General features: G+C 66.7%; 16 protein-coding genes and 1 pseudogene. 9 read left to right on the top strand and 8 right to left on the bottom strand.

The features are described 5' to 3' along the window. From F7R02_RS17305 to F7R02_RS17265, 9 genes and pseudogenes are all read left to right on the top strand, one after another. The coding region (locus F7R02_RS17305) for an integrase core domain-containing protein (protein ID WP_151210081.1) at positions 1 to 127 on the top strand (127 nt) is incomplete at its 5' end. Positions 128 to 160: 33 nt separating this feature from the next. After that, a pseudogene (locus tag F7R02_RS17300) lies at positions 161 to 523 on the top strand (DsbA family protein); the annotation flags it as partial. Between the two features lie 14 nt (positions 524 to 537). Further along, positions 538 to 1,572: an NAD(P)/FAD-dependent oxidoreductase gene (locus F7R02_RS17295; protein ID WP_078517380.1), complete on the top strand. Its 1,035-nt coding sequence runs from the start codon at positions 538 to 540 to the stop codon at positions 1,570 to 1,572. A gap of 176 nt (positions 1,573 to 1,748) precedes the next feature. Beyond that, entirely contained in the window at positions 1,749 to 3,326 is a 1,578-nt protein-coding gene (locus tag F7R02_RS17290; RefSeq protein ID WP_078591076.1) for a cryptochrome/photolyase family protein, read from the top strand. Between the two features lie 116 nt (positions 3,327 to 3,442). Next, the gene (nagZ, locus tag F7R02_RS17285) at positions 3,443 to 4,447 is read left to right on the top strand and encodes a beta-N-acetylhexosaminidase (protein ID WP_078591077.1); all 1,005 of its coding nucleotides are present in this window, start codon (positions 3,443 to 3,445) and stop codon (positions 4,445 to 4,447) included. Beyond that, positions 4,447 to 5,001, top strand: a complete 555-nt coding sequence (locus F7R02_RS17280; RefSeq protein ID WP_003488192.1) for a hypoxanthine-guanine phosphoribosyltransferase — start codon at positions 4,447 to 4,449, stop codon at positions 4,999 to 5,001. The genes nagZ and F7R02_RS17280 overlap by 1 nt, the downstream gene beginning before the upstream one ends. Positions 5,002 to 5,086: 85 nt before the next feature. Then, positions 5,087 to 5,839 carry an S-methyl-5'-thioinosine phosphorylase gene (locus F7R02_RS17275; RefSeq protein ID WP_003488190.1) on the top strand — a complete coding sequence of 251 codons (753 nt, stop codon included), beginning with the start codon at positions 5,087 to 5,089 and terminating at the stop codon, positions 5,837 to 5,839. An 87-nt stretch (positions 5,840 to 5,926) separates the two neighbouring features. Then, a complete protein-coding gene (gene cspE / locus F7R02_RS17270) occupies positions 5,927 to 6,133 on the top strand; it encodes a transcription antiterminator/RNA stability regulator CspE (RefSeq protein ID WP_003488188.1) in 207 nt (68 codons plus the stop codon). A 93-nt stretch (positions 6,134 to 6,226) separates the two neighbouring features. Next, entirely contained in the window at positions 6,227 to 7,501 is a 1,275-nt protein-coding gene (locus F7R02_RS17265) for an FAD-dependent oxidoreductase (protein ID WP_078591078.1), read from the top strand. 164 nt (positions 7,502 to 7,665) lie between these two features. On the opposite strand, the gene pdeM is transcribed toward F7R02_RS17265, so the two are convergent. The 8 genes from pdeM to F7R02_RS17225 all read right to left on the bottom strand — a co-directional run bounded on the left by pdeM (position 7,666) and on the right by F7R02_RS17225 (position 16,761). Beyond that, positions 7,666 to 8,310 carry a ligase-associated DNA damage response endonuclease PdeM gene (gene pdeM / locus F7R02_RS17260; RefSeq protein WP_005924783.1) on the bottom strand — a complete coding sequence of 215 codons (645 nt, stop codon included), beginning with the start codon at positions 8,308 to 8,310 and terminating at the stop codon, positions 7,666 to 7,668. Next, positions 8,300 to 10,801, bottom strand: a complete 2,502-nt coding sequence (locus F7R02_RS17255) for a ligase-associated DNA damage response DEXH box helicase (protein WP_078591079.1) — start codon at positions 10,799 to 10,801, stop codon at positions 8,300 to 8,302. Before F7R02_RS17255 ends, pdeM begins: the two co-directional genes overlap by 11 nt. Continuing rightward, positions 10,798 to 12,402 (bottom strand): ATP-dependent DNA ligase, encoded by a 1,605-nt coding sequence (locus F7R02_RS17250; RefSeq protein ID WP_078591080.1) that lies wholly within the window; start codon positions 12,400 to 12,402, stop codon positions 10,798 to 10,800. Before F7R02_RS17250 ends, F7R02_RS17255 begins: the two co-directional genes overlap by 4 nt. Beyond that, on the bottom strand, positions 12,399 to 12,632 hold the full coding sequence (locus tag F7R02_RS17245) for a hypothetical protein (RefSeq protein ID WP_003489440.1): 234 nt from the start codon (positions 12,630 to 12,632) through the stop codon (positions 12,399 to 12,401). Before F7R02_RS17245 ends, F7R02_RS17250 begins: the two co-directional genes overlap by 4 nt. Beyond that, positions 12,629 to 13,651, bottom strand: a complete 1,023-nt coding sequence (locus F7R02_RS17240; RefSeq protein ID WP_016850789.1) for a ligase-associated DNA damage response exonuclease — start codon at positions 13,649 to 13,651, stop codon at positions 12,629 to 12,631. The genes F7R02_RS17245 and F7R02_RS17240 overlap by 4 nt, the downstream gene beginning before the upstream one ends. A 235-nt stretch (positions 13,652 to 13,886) precedes the next feature. Next, positions 13,887 to 14,252 carry a hypothetical protein gene (locus F7R02_RS17235; RefSeq protein ID WP_003489443.1) on the bottom strand — a complete coding sequence of 122 codons (366 nt, stop codon included), beginning with the start codon at positions 14,250 to 14,252 and terminating at the stop codon, positions 13,887 to 13,889. Then, the gene (locus tag F7R02_RS17230; RefSeq protein ID WP_003489446.1) at positions 14,249 to 14,803 is read right to left on the bottom strand and encodes a bactofilin family protein; all 555 of its coding nucleotides are present in this window, start codon (positions 14,801 to 14,803) and stop codon (positions 14,249 to 14,251) included. Before F7R02_RS17230 ends, F7R02_RS17235 begins: the two co-directional genes overlap by 4 nt. Before the next feature lie 248 nt (positions 14,804 to 15,051). Beyond that, positions 15,052 to 16,761, bottom strand: coding sequence for a diguanylate cyclase (locus F7R02_RS17225; protein WP_078591081.1), 1,710 nt, complete (start codon positions 16,759 to 16,761; stop codon positions 15,052 to 15,054). Positions 16,762 to 16,814: the final 53 nt, after the last annotated feature.

Genomic DNA, 16,814 nt, shown 5'->3' with positions numbered 1-16,814 from the left:
CACCGAAATCGAACGCTGGCGACGCGAATACAACGAGGACCGACCCAAGAAGGCGATCGGCGGCATGACCCCGGCTGCTTATGCCCAACATCTGGCAAACACCGATATCATTACCCCCGGACTCTAAACCAAACCACTACTCAGGGTGGGGGGACGTCGGGCCAGCCACGAGGGCGATGTGGATGCGGTCATGGAAGCGCTGTTCCATGCGCATTTTGCCGAAGGCCGTAACGTCGGCGCGACCGACACGCTGGTGCGTGCCGGTGCGGCCGGCGGCCTTGCGGCGGCCCGTGTGCAGGCTATGCTGGAATCGGACGAAGGCAGCGTCGAGGTACAAGCGCAGCTGGCGCAGGCGGCCGCGTTGGGCATCCGCGCAGTGCCCAGTTTTGTGATCGACGGTCGTGCGCTGATCCAGGGCGCGCAGCCGCCGGAAAGTTTTGCGCAGGCGCTGCTGCAGTTGGCGGCCGAATCGACGCCAGTCGGCGGCCCTGATGCTTGCGGGCCCGACGGCTGCGCGGTGTGACGCATGCCTGCCGCATGCACCGTCACCTGCGCGATGGCATGACACCGCCCGACCGCGTGCAGACGATCGCCGTGATCGGCGCCGGGCTGGCCGGGCTGGTCTGCGCGCAGCAGCTGCAGGCGGGCGGCCATGCGGTGACGGTGTTCGATCAGGCCCAGACCCCGGGTGGCCGCATGCGCCACTACAGCGCCGAGCAGTGGCAATGCGATCACGGAGCGCAGTATTTCACCGCGCGCGATCCTGCATTTGCAGCGGTCGTGGATGCCTGGATCGATGCCGGGATCGCCGCGCCCTGGCAGGCACGTATCGCAAGCTGGGACGGCACGCGGTTGCGCCGATCACAGAGCGCGCTGACGCGTTATGTAGGTGTTCCCGAGATGCCCGCGCCGGCGCGTACGCTTGCCGCGCAGTTGGATGTGCGTCTGTGTGCCGAGGTGCACGCGCTGCGGCGCGGCCGGCAGGGATGGCGCGTATCGGTGTCGCAAGACGCTGCAGAGCCTCTGTTCGACACGGTGCTGCTGGCCGTCCCGGCACCGAATGCGGCTGCGTTAGTCGCGCAGGCCGCGCCTGCGTTGCAGACGATTGCCGAGCAGGTGCGCATGCAGCCTGCATGGGCGGTGATGGCGCGCTTCGATGCGCCAATCGATCCAGGTTACGACGCGCTGTTCGTCAATGCCGGCGCGTTACGCTGGGTGGCGCGCAACTCCAGCAAGCCCGCGCGTGCGGGTGCGGAGACCTGGCTGCTGCATGCAACAGCCGAGTGGAGCCAGGCGCATTGCGATGCCATGCCTGGGCACGTCATCGCCAGCCTCGTGCCGGAGCTTGCGGCGCTCGGTTTGCCGATACCGCGGTCCTGCGATGCTTTTTTCTGGAAAGTCGCCAGCAGCGCCCCCGCGTTGCAGATCGGTTGCGTCTGGGACGCGCAGCTTGGCATGGGTATGTGTGGCGACTGGTTGGCAGGCGGCAAGGTGGAGGGGGCATGGCAGAGTGGAATGGCGTTGGCCCAGCTTGTGTCTGCCGGCGACGCGCCGCACAGCGCTTGCGACTGACGCTGTGCCAAGCAGCGCAGAACAGAGGGTGATGCGGTGCAAGTCCATACCGCGGTCATGGCAGTCGTTCGTGCATGCGTCCCCGGTGACTCGAATTTTTTTCGGGTCCAAGGCGTGCCCATGCGCCACATCGGCCCGGACGTGCCCCGCATCCGGCATGATCGGGCGTCACTCCGATGCATGATTCCAGCGCACTTATCGCGCAAACCAACCCACAAACGCCGGCCCATACGCTGCGTTTGATTCTGGGCGACCAGCTCAATGCGCAACACAGCTGGTTCGCGACGCGCGATGCGGGCGTGGTCTATGTGTTGATGGAAGTGCGGCAGGAAACCGACTACGTGCTGCATCACGCGCAGAAGGTCCTGGCGATCTTCGCGGCCATGCGCGCGTTCGCTGCGGGATTGCGGCGTGCCGGGCATCGGGTGCGCTATGTGACGATCGACAACGCCAGCAACCGGCAGTCGATCCCGCACAACCTCGAGGCGCTGATGGCGCATTACCGTGCCGGAGATCTGGAATACCAGGCCCCGGACGAATGGCGGCTGGACGAAGCACTACAGCATTGGAGCGCCGCGCAACCCTTTGCCACGCGCATGGTCGACAGCGAACATTTTCTGACCGCGCGCAATGAGGTCGCCGCCTGTTTTCGCACCGGCAGCCCATGGCGCATGGAAGTGTTTTATCGGCGTATGCGGCGGCAGCATCGGATCCTGCTCGATGCTGCCGGCGAACCGGAAGGTGGGCGCTGGAACTTCGATCACGACAATCGTGCGCCGTGGCCGGGCGACCCGCCTGCGCCACAGGATTGGCGCACGACTCACGATCACAGCGCGCTATGGCACACGATCGAAGCCGCCGGCGTGCGCAGTTTTGGCGCACCGAACGCGCAAGCCCTGCCATGGCCGCTGGATCGCGATGAGGCCTTGCAGCATCTGGAGGTTTTCATCGCGCATGCATTGCCCGATTTCGGCCGCTACGAGGATGCGATGAGCACGCGTAGCCCGCGCCTGTTCCATTCGCTGCTCTCGTTCGCGCTCAACGTCAAGATGCTGCATCCGCGCGAAGTGATCGCACGCGCCGAGGCAGCATGGCGGCAAGGGCATGCGCCGTTGGCGGCGGTGGAAGGCTTCATCCGGCAGATTCTGGGCTGGCGCGAATATGTGCGCGGTGTGTATTGGTCGCAGATGCCCGGCTACGCGGAATCGAATCATCTCGACCAGCATGCACCGCTGCCGCACTGGTTCTGGGACGGGCAGATCGGCATGCGCTGCCTGGCCGATGCGGTCGGCAATTCCTTGGCCAACGCGCATGCGCATCACATCCAACGGCTGATGGTGATCGGCAATTTTGCGCTGCTGGCGGGGCTGGACCCGCAGGCCCTGCACCGCTGGTACCTTGGCGTGTACATCGATGCCTTCGAGTGGGTGGAGCTGCCCAATACGGTGGGCATGAGCCAGTTCGCCGATGGCGGCCTGCTGGGCAGCAAGCCGTATATCAGCGGCGCGGCGTACATCGATCGCATGAGCGACTATTGCGATGGCTGTCGCTACCAGCGCAAGCAGCGGGTCGGGCCGAACGCGTGCCCGTACAACGCGCTGTACTGGGATTTCCTGCAGCGCCAGCGCCCGCTGTTGGGCGCCAACGAACGCCTGGCACTGCCCTACCGTCAGCTCGACGGTATGGCCCCCGAGATGCTGGCACAGGTGCGGGCCCAGGCCGCGTATTGGCGGGCCCACCTCGAGGTGCTGTGAGCCTGCCCGCAGCGCCCGCAGGGCGCGCAGCTGAATGCGCGATCTGACGCTGTCACGCGCATCTGCGACAATGCCGCGCTGCGCCACCATGGCGCCTGGCCCGGGAGTCCCCCAACATGCTTCTGATCGGCGTTGCCGGTACCGAACTCAGCGCACAGGAACGCGATTGGCTGCAGCACGATGCGGTTGCCGGCGTGGTGCTGTTCAAGCGCAACTTCGCCTCGCGCACCCAGGTGGCCGAGCTGTCGGCCGCCATTCGCGCCGCCGCGCCGCGCCCGGTGCTGATCTGCGTGGACCAGGAAGGTGGGCGCGTGCAGCGGTTTCGCGAAGGATTCAGCGCGCTGGCGCCGTTGCAAAGCTTCGGTGCGCAATACGCCCAGGACCCGGAGGCTGCAATGGCCGCCGCGCGCGCGCATGCGCAGTTGATGGCCAGCGAAGTCCGCGCCAGCGGTGTGGACCTGAGCTTTGCGCCGGTGGTGGACCTGGGCCGCGGCAACCGGGCCATTGGCGATCGCGCCTTCAGCGATGAGCCGCAGATCGTGGCCACCTTCACGCGCGCCTATGTACAGGCGCTGCATGGCGCCGGCATGGCCGCCACGCTCAAGCATTTCCCCGGCCACGGCACCGTGCGGGAAGACACCCATGTCGACCACGCCAGCGACCCGCGGCCGCTGGAGGTGCTGCAGGCCGAAGACCTGGTGCCGTTCGTGGCGGGGATCGAGGCCGGCGCCGACGCCGTGATGATGGCGCACGTGGTCTACCCGCAGGTCGCCCCGGAGCCGGCCGGCTATTCGCAGCGCTGGATCGAGCAGATCCTGCGCGGCCAGATGGGCTTCCGCGGCGTGGTCTTTTCCGACGACATCGGCATGGCCGCCTCGTTCAGTGCCGGCGGGGTGGCGGGTCGTGTGCATGCGCATCTGGATGCCGGCTGCGACGTGGTGCTGGTGTGCCACCCGGAACTGGTCGCCGAATCGCTGCAGGCCGTGCAGGGCCGCAGCCTCAATACCGCCGCATTGATCGGCCTGATCGGCCGCGGCGCACTAGGTTGGGATGGCCTGCTCGCCGGCACCGATGCCTCATTTACCACTCCTCTTTCTGCCCATTTCGGAACAACTGCCTGATGTCCACGCTCACCATTTCCCAGGCCCTGGCCCAAGCCGATCTGCTGGTCGACCGTCCGGCCATCGATGCCGCCGTTGCCACCATCGCCGATGCGATCGCACGCGACTACGCCGGCGAAGTGCCGGTGTATCTCACCATCATGCACGGTGCGCTGCCGTTCTCCGGACAGCTGGCGCTGGAGCTGGGCGCACGCGGCCAGGACCTGCAATTCGATTACCTGCATGCCACCCGTTACCGCGGTGAAACCACCGGTGGCGAACTGGTGTGGAAGCACCGCCCGGCCACCGCATTGTTTGGCCGCCGCGTGATCCTGGTCGACGACATTCTCGACGAGGGTTACACGCTACAGGGCGTGCGCCAGTGGTGCCTGGAGCAGGGCGCCACCGACGTGCGCGTGGCGGTGTTGACCGTCAAGCGGCACGACCGATGCGTGCCGGGCGTGACGGCCGATTACGTGGGTGTGGAAGTGCCCGACCGTTACGTGTTCGGCTTCGGCATGGACGTCAACGAGCAGCTGCGCGGCATTCCTGCCATCTACGCGATGAAGCAGTAACGCTCGAAATCCATGCCCGCATCGTTGCGGGCAGCTTGGCGCGCGCGTGCGCGCCCCATCATGTCTTTCGCTGCAGAGGTCGGTTGTGTCCGCAAATTCCATCGCATTGGCCGTCATCGGCGGCACGGGTGTCTACAAGCTCGCGCAGCTGGACGATGTGCAGTCGCACGACATACAAACGCCCTACGGCGCGCCGTCCGGGCCGATCCGCGTCGGCATGCTGCTCGGCCACCGCGTCGCCTTCCTGGCACGCCATGGCGAAGGGCATTCGCTGCCGCCGCACAAGGTCAATTACCGCGCAAACATCGCTGCACTGCAGCAAATCGGCGCATCGCGGGTGCTGGCGCTCAACACCGTGGGGGGGATCACCGAACAGTTTGGCCCGCGCGTGTTGGCGTGTCCGGATCAGTTGATCGATTACACCTGGGGCCGCGTGTCCACGTTCTGCGAAGAGCCCGGCAGCGAGGTGCAGCATGTGGATTTCGGCCACCCGTATTCGCCGATGTTTCGCAGCAAGGTCATTGCGGCTGCCAAAGTGACCGGCGTCACGCTGGTGGCCGGCGGTTGCTACGGCGCAACGCAGGGGCCACGACTGGAAACGGTTGCAGAGATCGCACGCATGCGTCGCGACGGCTGCGATCTGGTGGGCATGACTGGCATGCCCGAAGCTGGGTTGGCACGCGAAAAAGGCCTGGAATATGCGTGTTTGGCGATCGTGGCCAACTGGGCGGCCGGTTGCGGCGACGCGCAGGAAATCACCATGGCCGAGGTGTTGGCCAACGTCGATGCCGCTTCGTCCGGGTTGCCCGAGCTGATTGGCGAACTTGCACGCGGGTGATTGTCATCGGGGCATAAGCTTTGCATACTCGGCGCGTACGCACCGCCGTACACCACCCATTAATTATTGCAAAGGTCTCGCATCACCATGCCGAACGGTACCGTCAAGTGGTTCAACGACGCCAAGGGATTTGGCTTCATCTCACCGGAGGACGGCAGCGCCGATGTCTTCGCGCACTTCTCCGCGATCAATTCCAAGGGCTTCCGCAGCCTGCAGGAAGGCCAGCGCGTCAGTTATGACGTGACCCAGGGTCCCAAGGGTGCCCAGGCTTCGAACATCACGCCTGTCGAGTAATCTGACTCGATTGTGCGGTTGAAAACCCCGCCACGGCGGGGTTTTTTTTCGCCGGTTGTGCGCGGGCAGCGATAGCCAAACAGAGCAGGGACGATGCTACGAGCATTACGCATTGCGGTAGTGGGCTACGGAACCGCGGGGCAGGCATTGGCCGTGCTGCTGGGCGCCGATGGTCATCAACTGGAGGTATTCGAGCGCGCAGCTGCGCCCGGGCCGGTGGGCGCCGGTTTTCTGCTGCAACCCAGCGGGCTGCAGGTGCTCTGGAACATGGGCTTGCTGCCGCAGGCGCTGGCGCATGGCGCGCCGGTGCGCCGCCTGTATGGCGACACGCCGTGCGGGCGTGCGGTGATGGACATGCAGTACCGCGATCTGGATACGCGCCTGATGGGTGTGGGCATGCAGCGCGGCGCGTTGTTTACGGTGCTGCGCGAGGCCTGGCCGCAGCACGCGCAACTGCATGTGGATACGCAGATCACCGCGATCGATCACGCGGGCGTGCACGTGCAGGATCAACGCGGGCAATGGCATGGTCCCTTCGATCTGATCATCGCCGCTGATGGCTCGGCCTCCACGTTGCGTGCGCAGGCGCAGGGAACGCAGCTGGATCGCGTGTATCCATGGGGGGCGCTGTGGTGCCTGTTGCCGCGCGAAGACTGGCCCTTTGTGGACCAATTGCGTCAGCGCTATATCGGCGCACGCAAGATGATCGGCCTGTTGCCGGTGGGCACGCGCCCGGGCGACGACACGCCGCGGCTGAGTTTTTTCTGGAGCCTGCCGTGCAGCGATTTCGTTGCGTGGGAACAGCGCGGCATTGCCGCCTGGCGCGACGAAGTGGCGCAGATGTGGCCAGAGGCGCACGCGCGGCTTGCCACGGTGCAGGTGCATGGCGCATTGGCACGCGCGAGTTATCGCGATGCGGTGGTGTCGCGCTGGCATCGCGGCCGCTTCGTGCTTGCCGGCGATGCCGCGCATGCGATGAGCCCGCAATTGGGGCAGGGCGTGAACATGGCGCTGCTGGACGCATTGGCGATGCGCGATGCCTTGCGCGCGGGCGCCGATCTGGACGATGCCTTGCAGCGCTACCAGCGCGAACGCCAGGCGCATGTGGCGATCTATCACCGCTGGAGCCGCTGGCTGACGCCGCTGTTCCAGTCCGAACGTGATCTCTGGGCACAAGGCCGCGACCTGCTGCTGCGTCCGATGGGACGCGTGCCGGGCGGACGCGGGCACATGTTGCGCGTGCTCAGCGGCACCCAGCATGGCTGGTTCGGCAAGCTGGTCTTGGCGCCGGATTTCGTTGACGCGTTATCGCAGCCGGTTGTGCGTGTGGTGGACGATAAAGCCGAAGCGGCCGCGTCGAGCAGCTAATAAAACGATATGCAGCCGTTAGGCGGGCGCAGCCGGTGCCCGCCGCGGCATGCACCACTCGGACCCCTCGGTTTTGAGCGCTCGGTTTGCAACCACCTGACGGCTGCCTGCCACGTTTTTAACCGTTCTTGGGCGAAGCGTCGGCCGGCGCTTCGCGGCGCCGGCTAACGCACCGGCAGCGCCAGCGCATCGCCTTCCACGCAGGCAACCAGGCGCTCGCCTTCGCTCAGCATCGGCACGATGCCTGCGGTGAACTGCGAGAACGCTGGCAGGATGGTGACGCGCTCGCGCAACCAGAACGCTGGCCAGCGCCGTGATAGCCCCGGTAGCTTGGCCAATGGATGCAGATGCCCGCACAGCACATGGCCGGTGGGATGCGGCAATGGGTCATGACGCAACACGAACGGGCCATCTTCGACCTGTTCGCCGGCCGCTTCGATGTGCAGATCCGCACCGGCCAGGGCGCGGTCGTGATTGCCGCGGATGGCAATCACGCGTAACGCGCAATGCCGTTCGCGCCATGCGCTCCAGCGTCGATGCCAGGCGGCACGCGGCGCGGGTCCGTGCAGCAGGTCGCCCAAAATCCATAGCGCCTGGACATCGCGTTGTGCCAGCAACGCATCCAGTCGCTCCAGATCGTGCGCGGTGCCGCCAGCCGGCAGGCCGATGCCGGCACGTCGAAACACGTCGGCCTTACCCAGATGCAGGTCTGCGATCAATAGCGCGCGTTGCGCCGGCCGATACAATGCGCGTTCGCCGAGCAATTCCACGGTTTCGCCGGCCAGCTGCAGTTGCACGCTATCGCCCATGCTTGCGTTCCAGTTGTTCGGCAGCGCGCAATACGCGGGCCTTCCAGTCTTCGGTACTCAGTTGCCCACGCACGCGTTCGGCCCAGAGCGGAAACGATAAGGGCGTGAGGCTGCGCGGCTTGCGCAGGCGTAGCTCACGTCGCGCGCAATCTTCCAGGGCATGCGCAAGCCGCGCCAGTTCGAGCTGGCCTTCGAACACTTCGCGTTCGGCCTGGGCGAGCAGCAGGTGATCGGGGTCGAAGCGTTGCAATACGTCGTACAGCAGGCCGCTGGAGGCCTGCAGCTGGCGCAAGCTGCGCGGCGCCCGGCCAGGCAACGAGGGCGACAACAATCCGGCCACGCGTGCGATTTCGCGGAACTGCCGGCGTGCCAGTTCGCCCAGATTGAGGCTGTCGCGCAGATCGTCGAACAGGCCCGCAGGTGACAGCAGGGTCTGCAGCGCATCGGCATCGATGTCGACATCCTGCGCTGGCGACAGCACAAAGCCATAGTCGTTGGCAGCGAAGCTGAAGGTATTGCGGTGGCGCCGGCCCCAGCGTGCCGCGAGCAACGCGGCCAGGCCTTCGTTGACCTGCCTGCCGGCGAATGGGTAGACGAAGACGTGGCGGCCGTCGCGCGCCTTGACGCTTTCCACCAGCAGATGGTCCGGCCCAGGCAGCGAAGAAAGCGACGCTTGCAGGTGCAGCAACGGCGCCAGGGCCTGCATCTCCGGCGCATCGCCGGGATCGGCGAACACCGCTTCCACCTCGCGTCCCAGCGCCGACGATAACGGCATGCGCCCGCCCATCCATTTCGGCACCACGCCACTGCCGCCCTTTGCCACGCGCACGTAGGCGGTCATGTCTTCCAGGCGCACCAGTTCCAGCAGGCGGCCGGCGAACTGGAAGCGGTCGCCGCGGCGCAGACGGCCGATGAATTGTTCTTCCACCGCGCCCAGCCGCCCGCCGCGCAGAAACTGCACGCGCACGCTGCCGTCGCTGGTGATCGTGCCGATGGACAGCCGATGCCGCAGCGCGACGCGTCGGTCGATCACGCGGTACAGACCGTCGTCGTCGCGCACCACCTTGTGGAAGTCCGGGTAATGCGCCAGCGCGCTGCCGCCTTGCACGATGAAATCCAGCACCGCGTTCCACGTGGTTTTTTCCAGCGCGGCGAAGGCATCGGTGCCGCGCACTTCCTCGAACAACGCATCGGCGTGGAAGCCGCCGCCGAGGGCGAGGGTGACACAGTGCTGGGCCAGCACGTCCAGCGATAACCGTGGCGGTGGACGCGCTTCGATATGGCTGTGCACCAGCGCGCGCCGTGCCGCCGCATATTCGACCAGCTCCAGCGCATGCGAAGGTACGCACACCACGTGGCCTGATTCGCCGGGACGATGGCGTGCGCGTCCGGCGCGTTGCAGCAGGCGCGCGATGCCTTTCGGGCTGCCGACCTGCAGCACCTGATCCACGGCCGGGAAGTCGACGCCCAGATCCAGGCTGGAGGTGGCCACCACGCAGCGCAGGCTGCCGTCGGCCAGGCCGCGTTCGGCGGCCGCGCGTAACGCTGGATCCAGCGAGCCGTGATGCAGCGCCAGTGTGGCCAGATCCTCCGGCCACACCGCACTCAAGGCTTGATGCCACAACTCGGCCTGCGCACGCGTGTTGGTAAACACCAGGCTGGTGCGCTGCTGCATGATCTTCTGCAGCACGCGCGCCAGTTGCGCCAGGCCAAGATGGCCCGCCCACGGAAACCGCTCGCCACTTTGCGGCAGCAGGGTTTCCAGCGTCATGGTGCGCGGTTTGACGCCGGAGACCAGCGCCGCCTCGGGGCGATGTGGCAACAGCACATCGCGTGCCTGCGGCAAATTACCCAGCGTTGCCGATAGCCCCCAGATGCGCAGTTGCGGCGTCCATCCGCGCAAGCGCGCAAGACACAATTGCAGCAATACGCCGCGCTTGTTGCCCAGCAGCTCGTGCCACTCGTCGACGATGACGCAGCGCAGCGCCGACAGTTGTGGCGCGGTATCCGGATACGACAACAGCAACGCCAGCGATTCGGGCGTGGTGACCAGCACGTCGAGCTTGCCGCTGCGTGCCAGCCGCTTGTCGCGCGCGCTGGCATCGCCGGTACGCAGGCCGACCTGCCAGTCCAGCCCCAAGTCGTCGACCGGCTCGCGCAGCGCGCGTGCAGTGTCGGCGGCCAGTGCGCGCAACGGCGTGATCCACAGCACTTGCAGATTGCGTTGCGGCTGGCGGCGCGCAGGCGAGGCGGGTTTGCCCGATTTGCGCGGGGAATTGCGCCCACGCGCGGCCAATGCCTCCAGTAACGGCCCGCCAAATGCCGCCAGTGTCTTGCCGCTGCCGGTAGGCGTATGCAGCAGGCCGGATTCGCCATCGAGATAGCGCTTCCACACGTCGCGTTGAAACGGCAGCGGCGCCCAGCCGCGCTGCGCGAACCAGGCACGCCACTGTTGCAACGGTGTGCCGTGCGCTTGCTGTGTGGCGCTCACCGCGCCAGTGCCTGCAGGGTACTCAAGTGGTCGGCTTCGGCCATCGGCTTGTCGTGACGCCAACGCAGGATGCGCGGGAAGCGCACCGCGATGCCGGATTTGTGCCGCGCGCTGCGGTTCACCGCTTCAAACCCCAGCTCGAACACATGATGCGCGGTGACCGCGCGCACCGGGCCGAAACGCTCGGTGGTGTTGGCACGGATCCAGCGATCGAGCTGCAGGATTTCCTTGTCGTCCAGGCCCGAATACGCCTTGGCGATCGGCACCAGTTGGCCCTCATGCCACAGCCCGAAGGTGTAGTCGGTGTAGAGCGTGCTGCGTCGGCCGTGGCCGGCTTGCGCGTACAACAGCACCGCGTCGATGGTCAGCGGGTCGATCTTCCATTTCCACCAGTCACCGCGACGGCGACCGGACTGATACATCGAACTGGCGCGCTTGAGCATCAGCCCTTCCACGCCGCGTTCGCGCGCTTCCACCCGCACGTGCGCTGCGGCCTGCCAATCGCTGACCTGCACCAGCGGCGAGGCGACGATGCGCGGATCTGCGAGCGCGAAGAGCACGCCTTCCAGCAGTGCGCGCCGCTCCCGTAGCGGGCGCTCGCGCAGGTCTTCGCCTGCCAATTCCAGCAGGTCGTAGGCCACCACGCGCGCCGGTGCGGCGGCTAAGGTCTTGGGCCCGGGCTTGAGCCGCTGGATGCGCGTCTGCAACGCGGTAAACGGCATTGGCAGGGGCTGTTCGGGTTGCCAGGCCAGCAGCTCGCCATCGATGACGGTGCCGTCCGGCAATTGCATTGCGGCGTGTTCGATTTCAGGAAAACGTCCATCCAGACGTTCTTCGCCGCGCGACCACAGCGCCGCTTCGCCGGCGCGGCGAATCAGTTGCAGGCGAATGCCGTCCCATTTCCATTCCAGCAGCCAGTCATCGATGGCGCCCAGCGTCTCGACCTCCGCCTCCAGCGGTGATGCCAGGAAGAACGGGTAAGGCTGCTGGCGATCGCCAGGCAGTTCTTCGCTGGTCAACAGCTCTGCAAGATAGGTTGGATGCGGCCGCCAACTGCCGAGCATGCGCTGCGCGATGCGCGCGATATCCACACCCGACAATTCGGCCAGCGCCTGCTGCACGAGTCGCTGCGACACGCCCACGCGCAGCGCGCCGGTCAGCAGCTTGTTGAATGCCAGACGCTCGTCGAAGGCCAGGCTGCGCCATGCCTGCACGATGCAGGCATGGCGCACGTCCACGTCCTGATTTGCGATGGGCAGTAGGCGCTGTTCGATCCACTGGGCCAGGGGCAGGTCGGCCGCCTCGGTGACCGGGTCGTCCAGCAGCAAGGCCAGGGTTTCGGCCAGATCGCCGACATGGTCGTAGCTGTCGGCGACCAGCCAGTCGGCAATGCCGGCGGTATCGGTGATCCATTCGCGCAGCTCGCCGCTGCTGGCAATGCGCATGCGCGCGCTGGCTACCTTGCCACCGGCCAGCAGGTACAGCGCCCATGCCGCGTCCAGCGCGGGTGCATCGCGGAAATACGCGACCAGTGCCGCGCGCTTGTCGAGCGTACCGGTGGCGCGATCCAGGGTGCGGTACAACGCCGCGAAACGCTTCACGTTAGCGCCTGTGGCGCCGCGCGTCGGTCGGCAGCACGCAGCTCCATTGCGCGTCGGGTAAACGCGGCAAGCGCGCGTGGGCGCCGCAGCGGTCGCGGTGGACCGATGGTGGCCGCCGGCGCATTGCGATGCACGCAAAACGCCAACGCATGACGGCGAAACACGAGCGCACCGCTCAGGCGGATGCGCGGACGCGCGCGAACATAACGACGTGCGGGCAGCGGGTTCATTCCTCGGCTCCGAAATCGGTGCGGAAGGCTTCTGCTGCGACGCCGCGCTCCCGCAAGTGTTGGATCAATGCATCGGTATTGCCATGGGTGGCAATGACGCGCTGTGCGCCGGTTTCTTCGATGGTGCGCAGCAAGTCGGGCCAGTCGGCATGGTCGGAGACCACAAAGCCGCGGTCGTAATTGCGCCGACGGCGATTGCCGCGGATACGCATCCAGCCCGAGGCGAAGCCCTGCTGCGCGCTGCGGAACCGGCGAATCCAGGCGCTGCCGGCCGCCGATGGCGGCGCGATGACCAACTGCCCGGCATAGTCGGCGCCACGCGCATGCTCGCTGACCGGCTGGGTATCCAGCATCGGGATGCCCGCCTGGCGATAGACCTCCACGCCCACCGCGACCGCACCATGCAGCAATGCCGGCTGCGTCTCCCAAGCGCGCAATTCGGCCAATACGCGTTGCGCCTTGCCCAGCGCATAGCAGTACAGGATGGCCGCTTCGCCGCGTTCGGCGCATTCGCGGCGCCAGGCAGAAATATCGGCCGCGACCTCGGAGGTGTCGGGCCAGCGATACACCGGCAGGCCGAAGGTCGCCTCGGTGATGAAGGTGTCGCAGGGCACCACTTCGAACGGCTTGCAGGTGGGATCGGGCTGGCGCTTGTAGTCGCCGGAGGCGACCCAGACCTCGCCATCCACCTCGATGCGCACCTGCGCCGACCCCAGCACGTGTCCGGCCGGATGCAGCGACACGCGTGCACGCCCCAGCTGAAACGCTTCACCATCCGCATGCGTGTGATAGACCTGGTCGCCCAGGCGCCATTGCAGGATGGACAGGCTCTCGCGCGTGCAGTGGTACTCGCCCATGCCGCTGCGGGCGTGGTCGCCGTGACCATGCGTAATCACCGCGCGCGGCACCGGCCGCCACGGGTCGATATGGAAATCGCCTTGCGGGCAATAAAGGCCCTCCGGCCCGAGTACCACCAGATCGCCGCGTGTGTGAGATGTCTCGTCGTTGCCGTTGCGCATGCGGCAACTCTGGCCAAGCCGGTGTGCAGATCCTGAGAATGGGAACCGCGTACGGCGGTGCGTTCGCGCAGCACGCGCGCACCGCAGGTGCCACCACGACGCGGGCAGCCGCCAGGCGGGCGTGGCCGGCAAACGGAGGCGACAGATGCGGGCATGGCACGCGCCGCTCAGCTCACCGGCCACGTGCGTCCGGCCGCGCCCGCCTGGCGGCTGCGTAGTCGTTTGTTAGCTGCTCTTAATGCCGCGTACGCCGCCCAGGCGAACGGACTGCGCTCGCTTCCACCGCCAGGGTGAAGCCGCGTTCTTCGCCGCCGTGCATGGCGCCGACATCGACCACGTGGCGACGGATCTCCTCGCCCTTACCGTTACGCACCACCACCACCACCGTGTATTCCCACGGATCGCCGTCGGCCGGGTGTCGGATGGTGCCGTCGACCTTGAGCGGCACGATCGGCGCCGGCTGCGCGTGTTGCGCCGCCGCCGAATCGAAGCGCAGGTGGTGCTTGCACGCAGGGCAGACGCTGGCGCTTTCCAGGATCGTCGCCTTGCAGTGCGGGCAGCTGCGCGTGGCGCCGGGCGTGCCCGGGCGAGGTGCACTCATGTGGCGTCGCTGTCTCCGCTGACCACCGGCTTGCTGGTCGTGACCGGCTTGCCGCCATCATCGCCCCAGCCGAAATCGGCCTGGCCGCGCATACGCGCACCGGAGGCCACCGTGAGACTGCCGGCCTTGACGTCGCCGACCAACACACCGGACGTCTGCAGTTCGACCTGCGCGGCAGATTCGATGTTGCCCTCCAGCTCGCCGGCGATGATCACTTTGTTGGCGCGCACGCCGCCATTGAGCTTGGCGCCGCGTTCGATGGTCAGATCGCCCTTGACGTTGACATCGCCCTTGAAGCGGCCGGCCAGACGCACATGGCCGGCGCCTTCGATCTTGCCTTCGATGCTGATGTCGGCAGCAATCAGCGACTCTTTCGCCTCGCTGTGACGCTGCGTGGGCGCAGCTGCCGGTACGACGCTGGGCGTTGCGGCGGGCACCGGCGGTGCAGGGCTGGCCTCGGCAGTGAACAGCCTGCCATCGGCAGCAGCAACCTCGGGGGTGACCGGAACGCCGTCTTTCTTGTTGGGACCTTGATCGCGCCACATCGACATCGGACTGCCTCGCTTTAGGGGTCGAGGCCGACTATCGCTGTGCAACTGGATCTTTTTTGTGACGAACTCCGCAATCCACGATGGACGGTGTGCGTGCCGAAGCTGTCGGCGAACGCTGCGAGCAGCCGTCGGGCGGGGGCGCGCGGCGTACCAGGGCCGCAGTCTTGAGTGCTACATCCCGGTTTCGGGCGCGGGCGCGCCCGCGGCCGCGACTGGTGGCTGCCGCGCGGTGGTCTTGGTCGCTGCTCTCAGTCCGCATTGTCCGTCGCAGCACCGTGTCGCTCCACCCGGTTGCGCCCCGCGTGCTTGGCGCGATACAGCGCAGCGTCGGCTTTCTGGATCAGGCTCGCACCCTGTTCGCCATCGACCGGGAAGCTGGCCACGCCGATCGAGGCGGTCACCTTCGGCAAGGCGCGCGCACCGTCGCTGACCGCCAGTGCCGCGATGTAACCGCGGATCTGCTCGGCCACGCGCATGGCTTCTTCGCCATCGGCTTCGGGCAGAAGGACGGTGAATTCCTCGCCGCCGTAGCGACAGGCCACGTCCTCGGCGCGCAGGCGGGTCAGCAACAATTCGCCCACCGCTGCCAGCAACAGGTCGCCGCCGGCATGGCCCTGGCTGTCGTTGAACTGCTTGAAATGGTCCACGTCCAGCATCAAGACCGACAACGGCAACCCACGCCGTGCGCAGCGCGCCAACTCGTGGCTCAGCGATTCTTCCAGATAGCGGCGGTTATACAGCCCCGTCAGCGCATCGCGGATCGACTGCCGGCGCAGCGATTCGCGCAGGCGCAGGTTGCTCAGCGCCAACGACAACTGCTCGGCGGCCGCCTCGGCGATTTCCAGCCGCGGCATCGGCCCCGGGCCGGCTGCGGACAGGAACAGAAACCCCAGCTGGGTGCCTTGCGCCGACATCGGCAGGCAGGCGGTGGTGACCGACGCATCGTGTGCGGGTTCTTCGATATGCGCACACAGTGCATCCCGACCCAGGTCTTGGACGATGTGCGGCTGGCCGCGGCGCAGCGCCCAGCACTGCTCCGGCGACAGATGCGGCGCGCTGCGCACCAGCGGCTCGCCCCAGTGGCTGATCGCCTCGGCGCGGTCTTGCGAGGCGCGCAGCAGGTACACGCTTCCCGCCACGCCCGGCAGCAGGCTGGCCAGGGTACGGCTGCTGACCATCAACGCTTCTTCGGCACTGATGCAGCTCTGCAGCAGCCCGGTGTAACGGCTGAGCAGGTTGAGATCGGCGGTACTGCGCTGCAACGCGTCGATGCTCTGGCCCAACTCGCGATTGGCCTGCGCCGCCAGCTGTTCGGCCTGCGCGCGGTGGCGCAATTCGCGCATCAACAGCGCATAGACCATGCCCACCACCACCAGCCCGAACGGAATGCCGGCCAGTGCCAGCGCAAGCAACAGGTTGGCGCTTTGTTCGCTGCTTTGCGCGCGCTGTGCCAGCAGCTCCTGTTCGCGCTGCACCATCACCAATGCCAGCTCGCGGATCGCGCTGCTGGTGCGGAAGGCGCTCTGCCGGATGTCGGCACGTGCCGGCTCCAGCCCACTTTGCGTATAAATGTCGAGCACGTGCTGAATCTGCCGCAGGCGGGTTTCCACCAGCCGTTGCAACTGCGCCAGGTGCTGCTCCTGTGCGGGGTTGTCGACGATCAGGCGGCGCAGGTTGTCCAGCAGGATCGGCAGACGTTCGACACTGGTCTGGTAGTCAAGCAGGTAGGCGTCGTTGCCGGTGAGCAGGAAGCCGCGCTGCGCCGACTCGGCATCGAGCAGGCGCGCCTGGATCTCGTCGACCCGCCCGATCACCTCGTGGGTGTGCGACACCAGCGCGGCATCGGCCAGCGAACGGCGGGCACCGACGAAGATGCCGATTCCGATGACGACGAAGATCAGCGCAGAAAAAATCAGCGCCAGCTGGTTGCGGCGGCGCGACGTAAAAGAAGAGGACATATGCGAATGCTAGCCTGCCGGCCTCGACAACACGAGCTATCCGTCGGCCGAGA

Origin of the sequence: Xanthomonas cissicola, assembly GCF_008801575.1 — a bacterium.
Classification (GTDB): domain Bacteria; phylum Pseudomonadota; class Gammaproteobacteria; order Xanthomonadales; family Xanthomonadaceae; genus Xanthomonas; species Xanthomonas cissicola.
The sequence above is the reverse complement of the archived record's forward strand: the minus strand, read 5'-3'. Positions and strand labels throughout refer to the sequence as shown.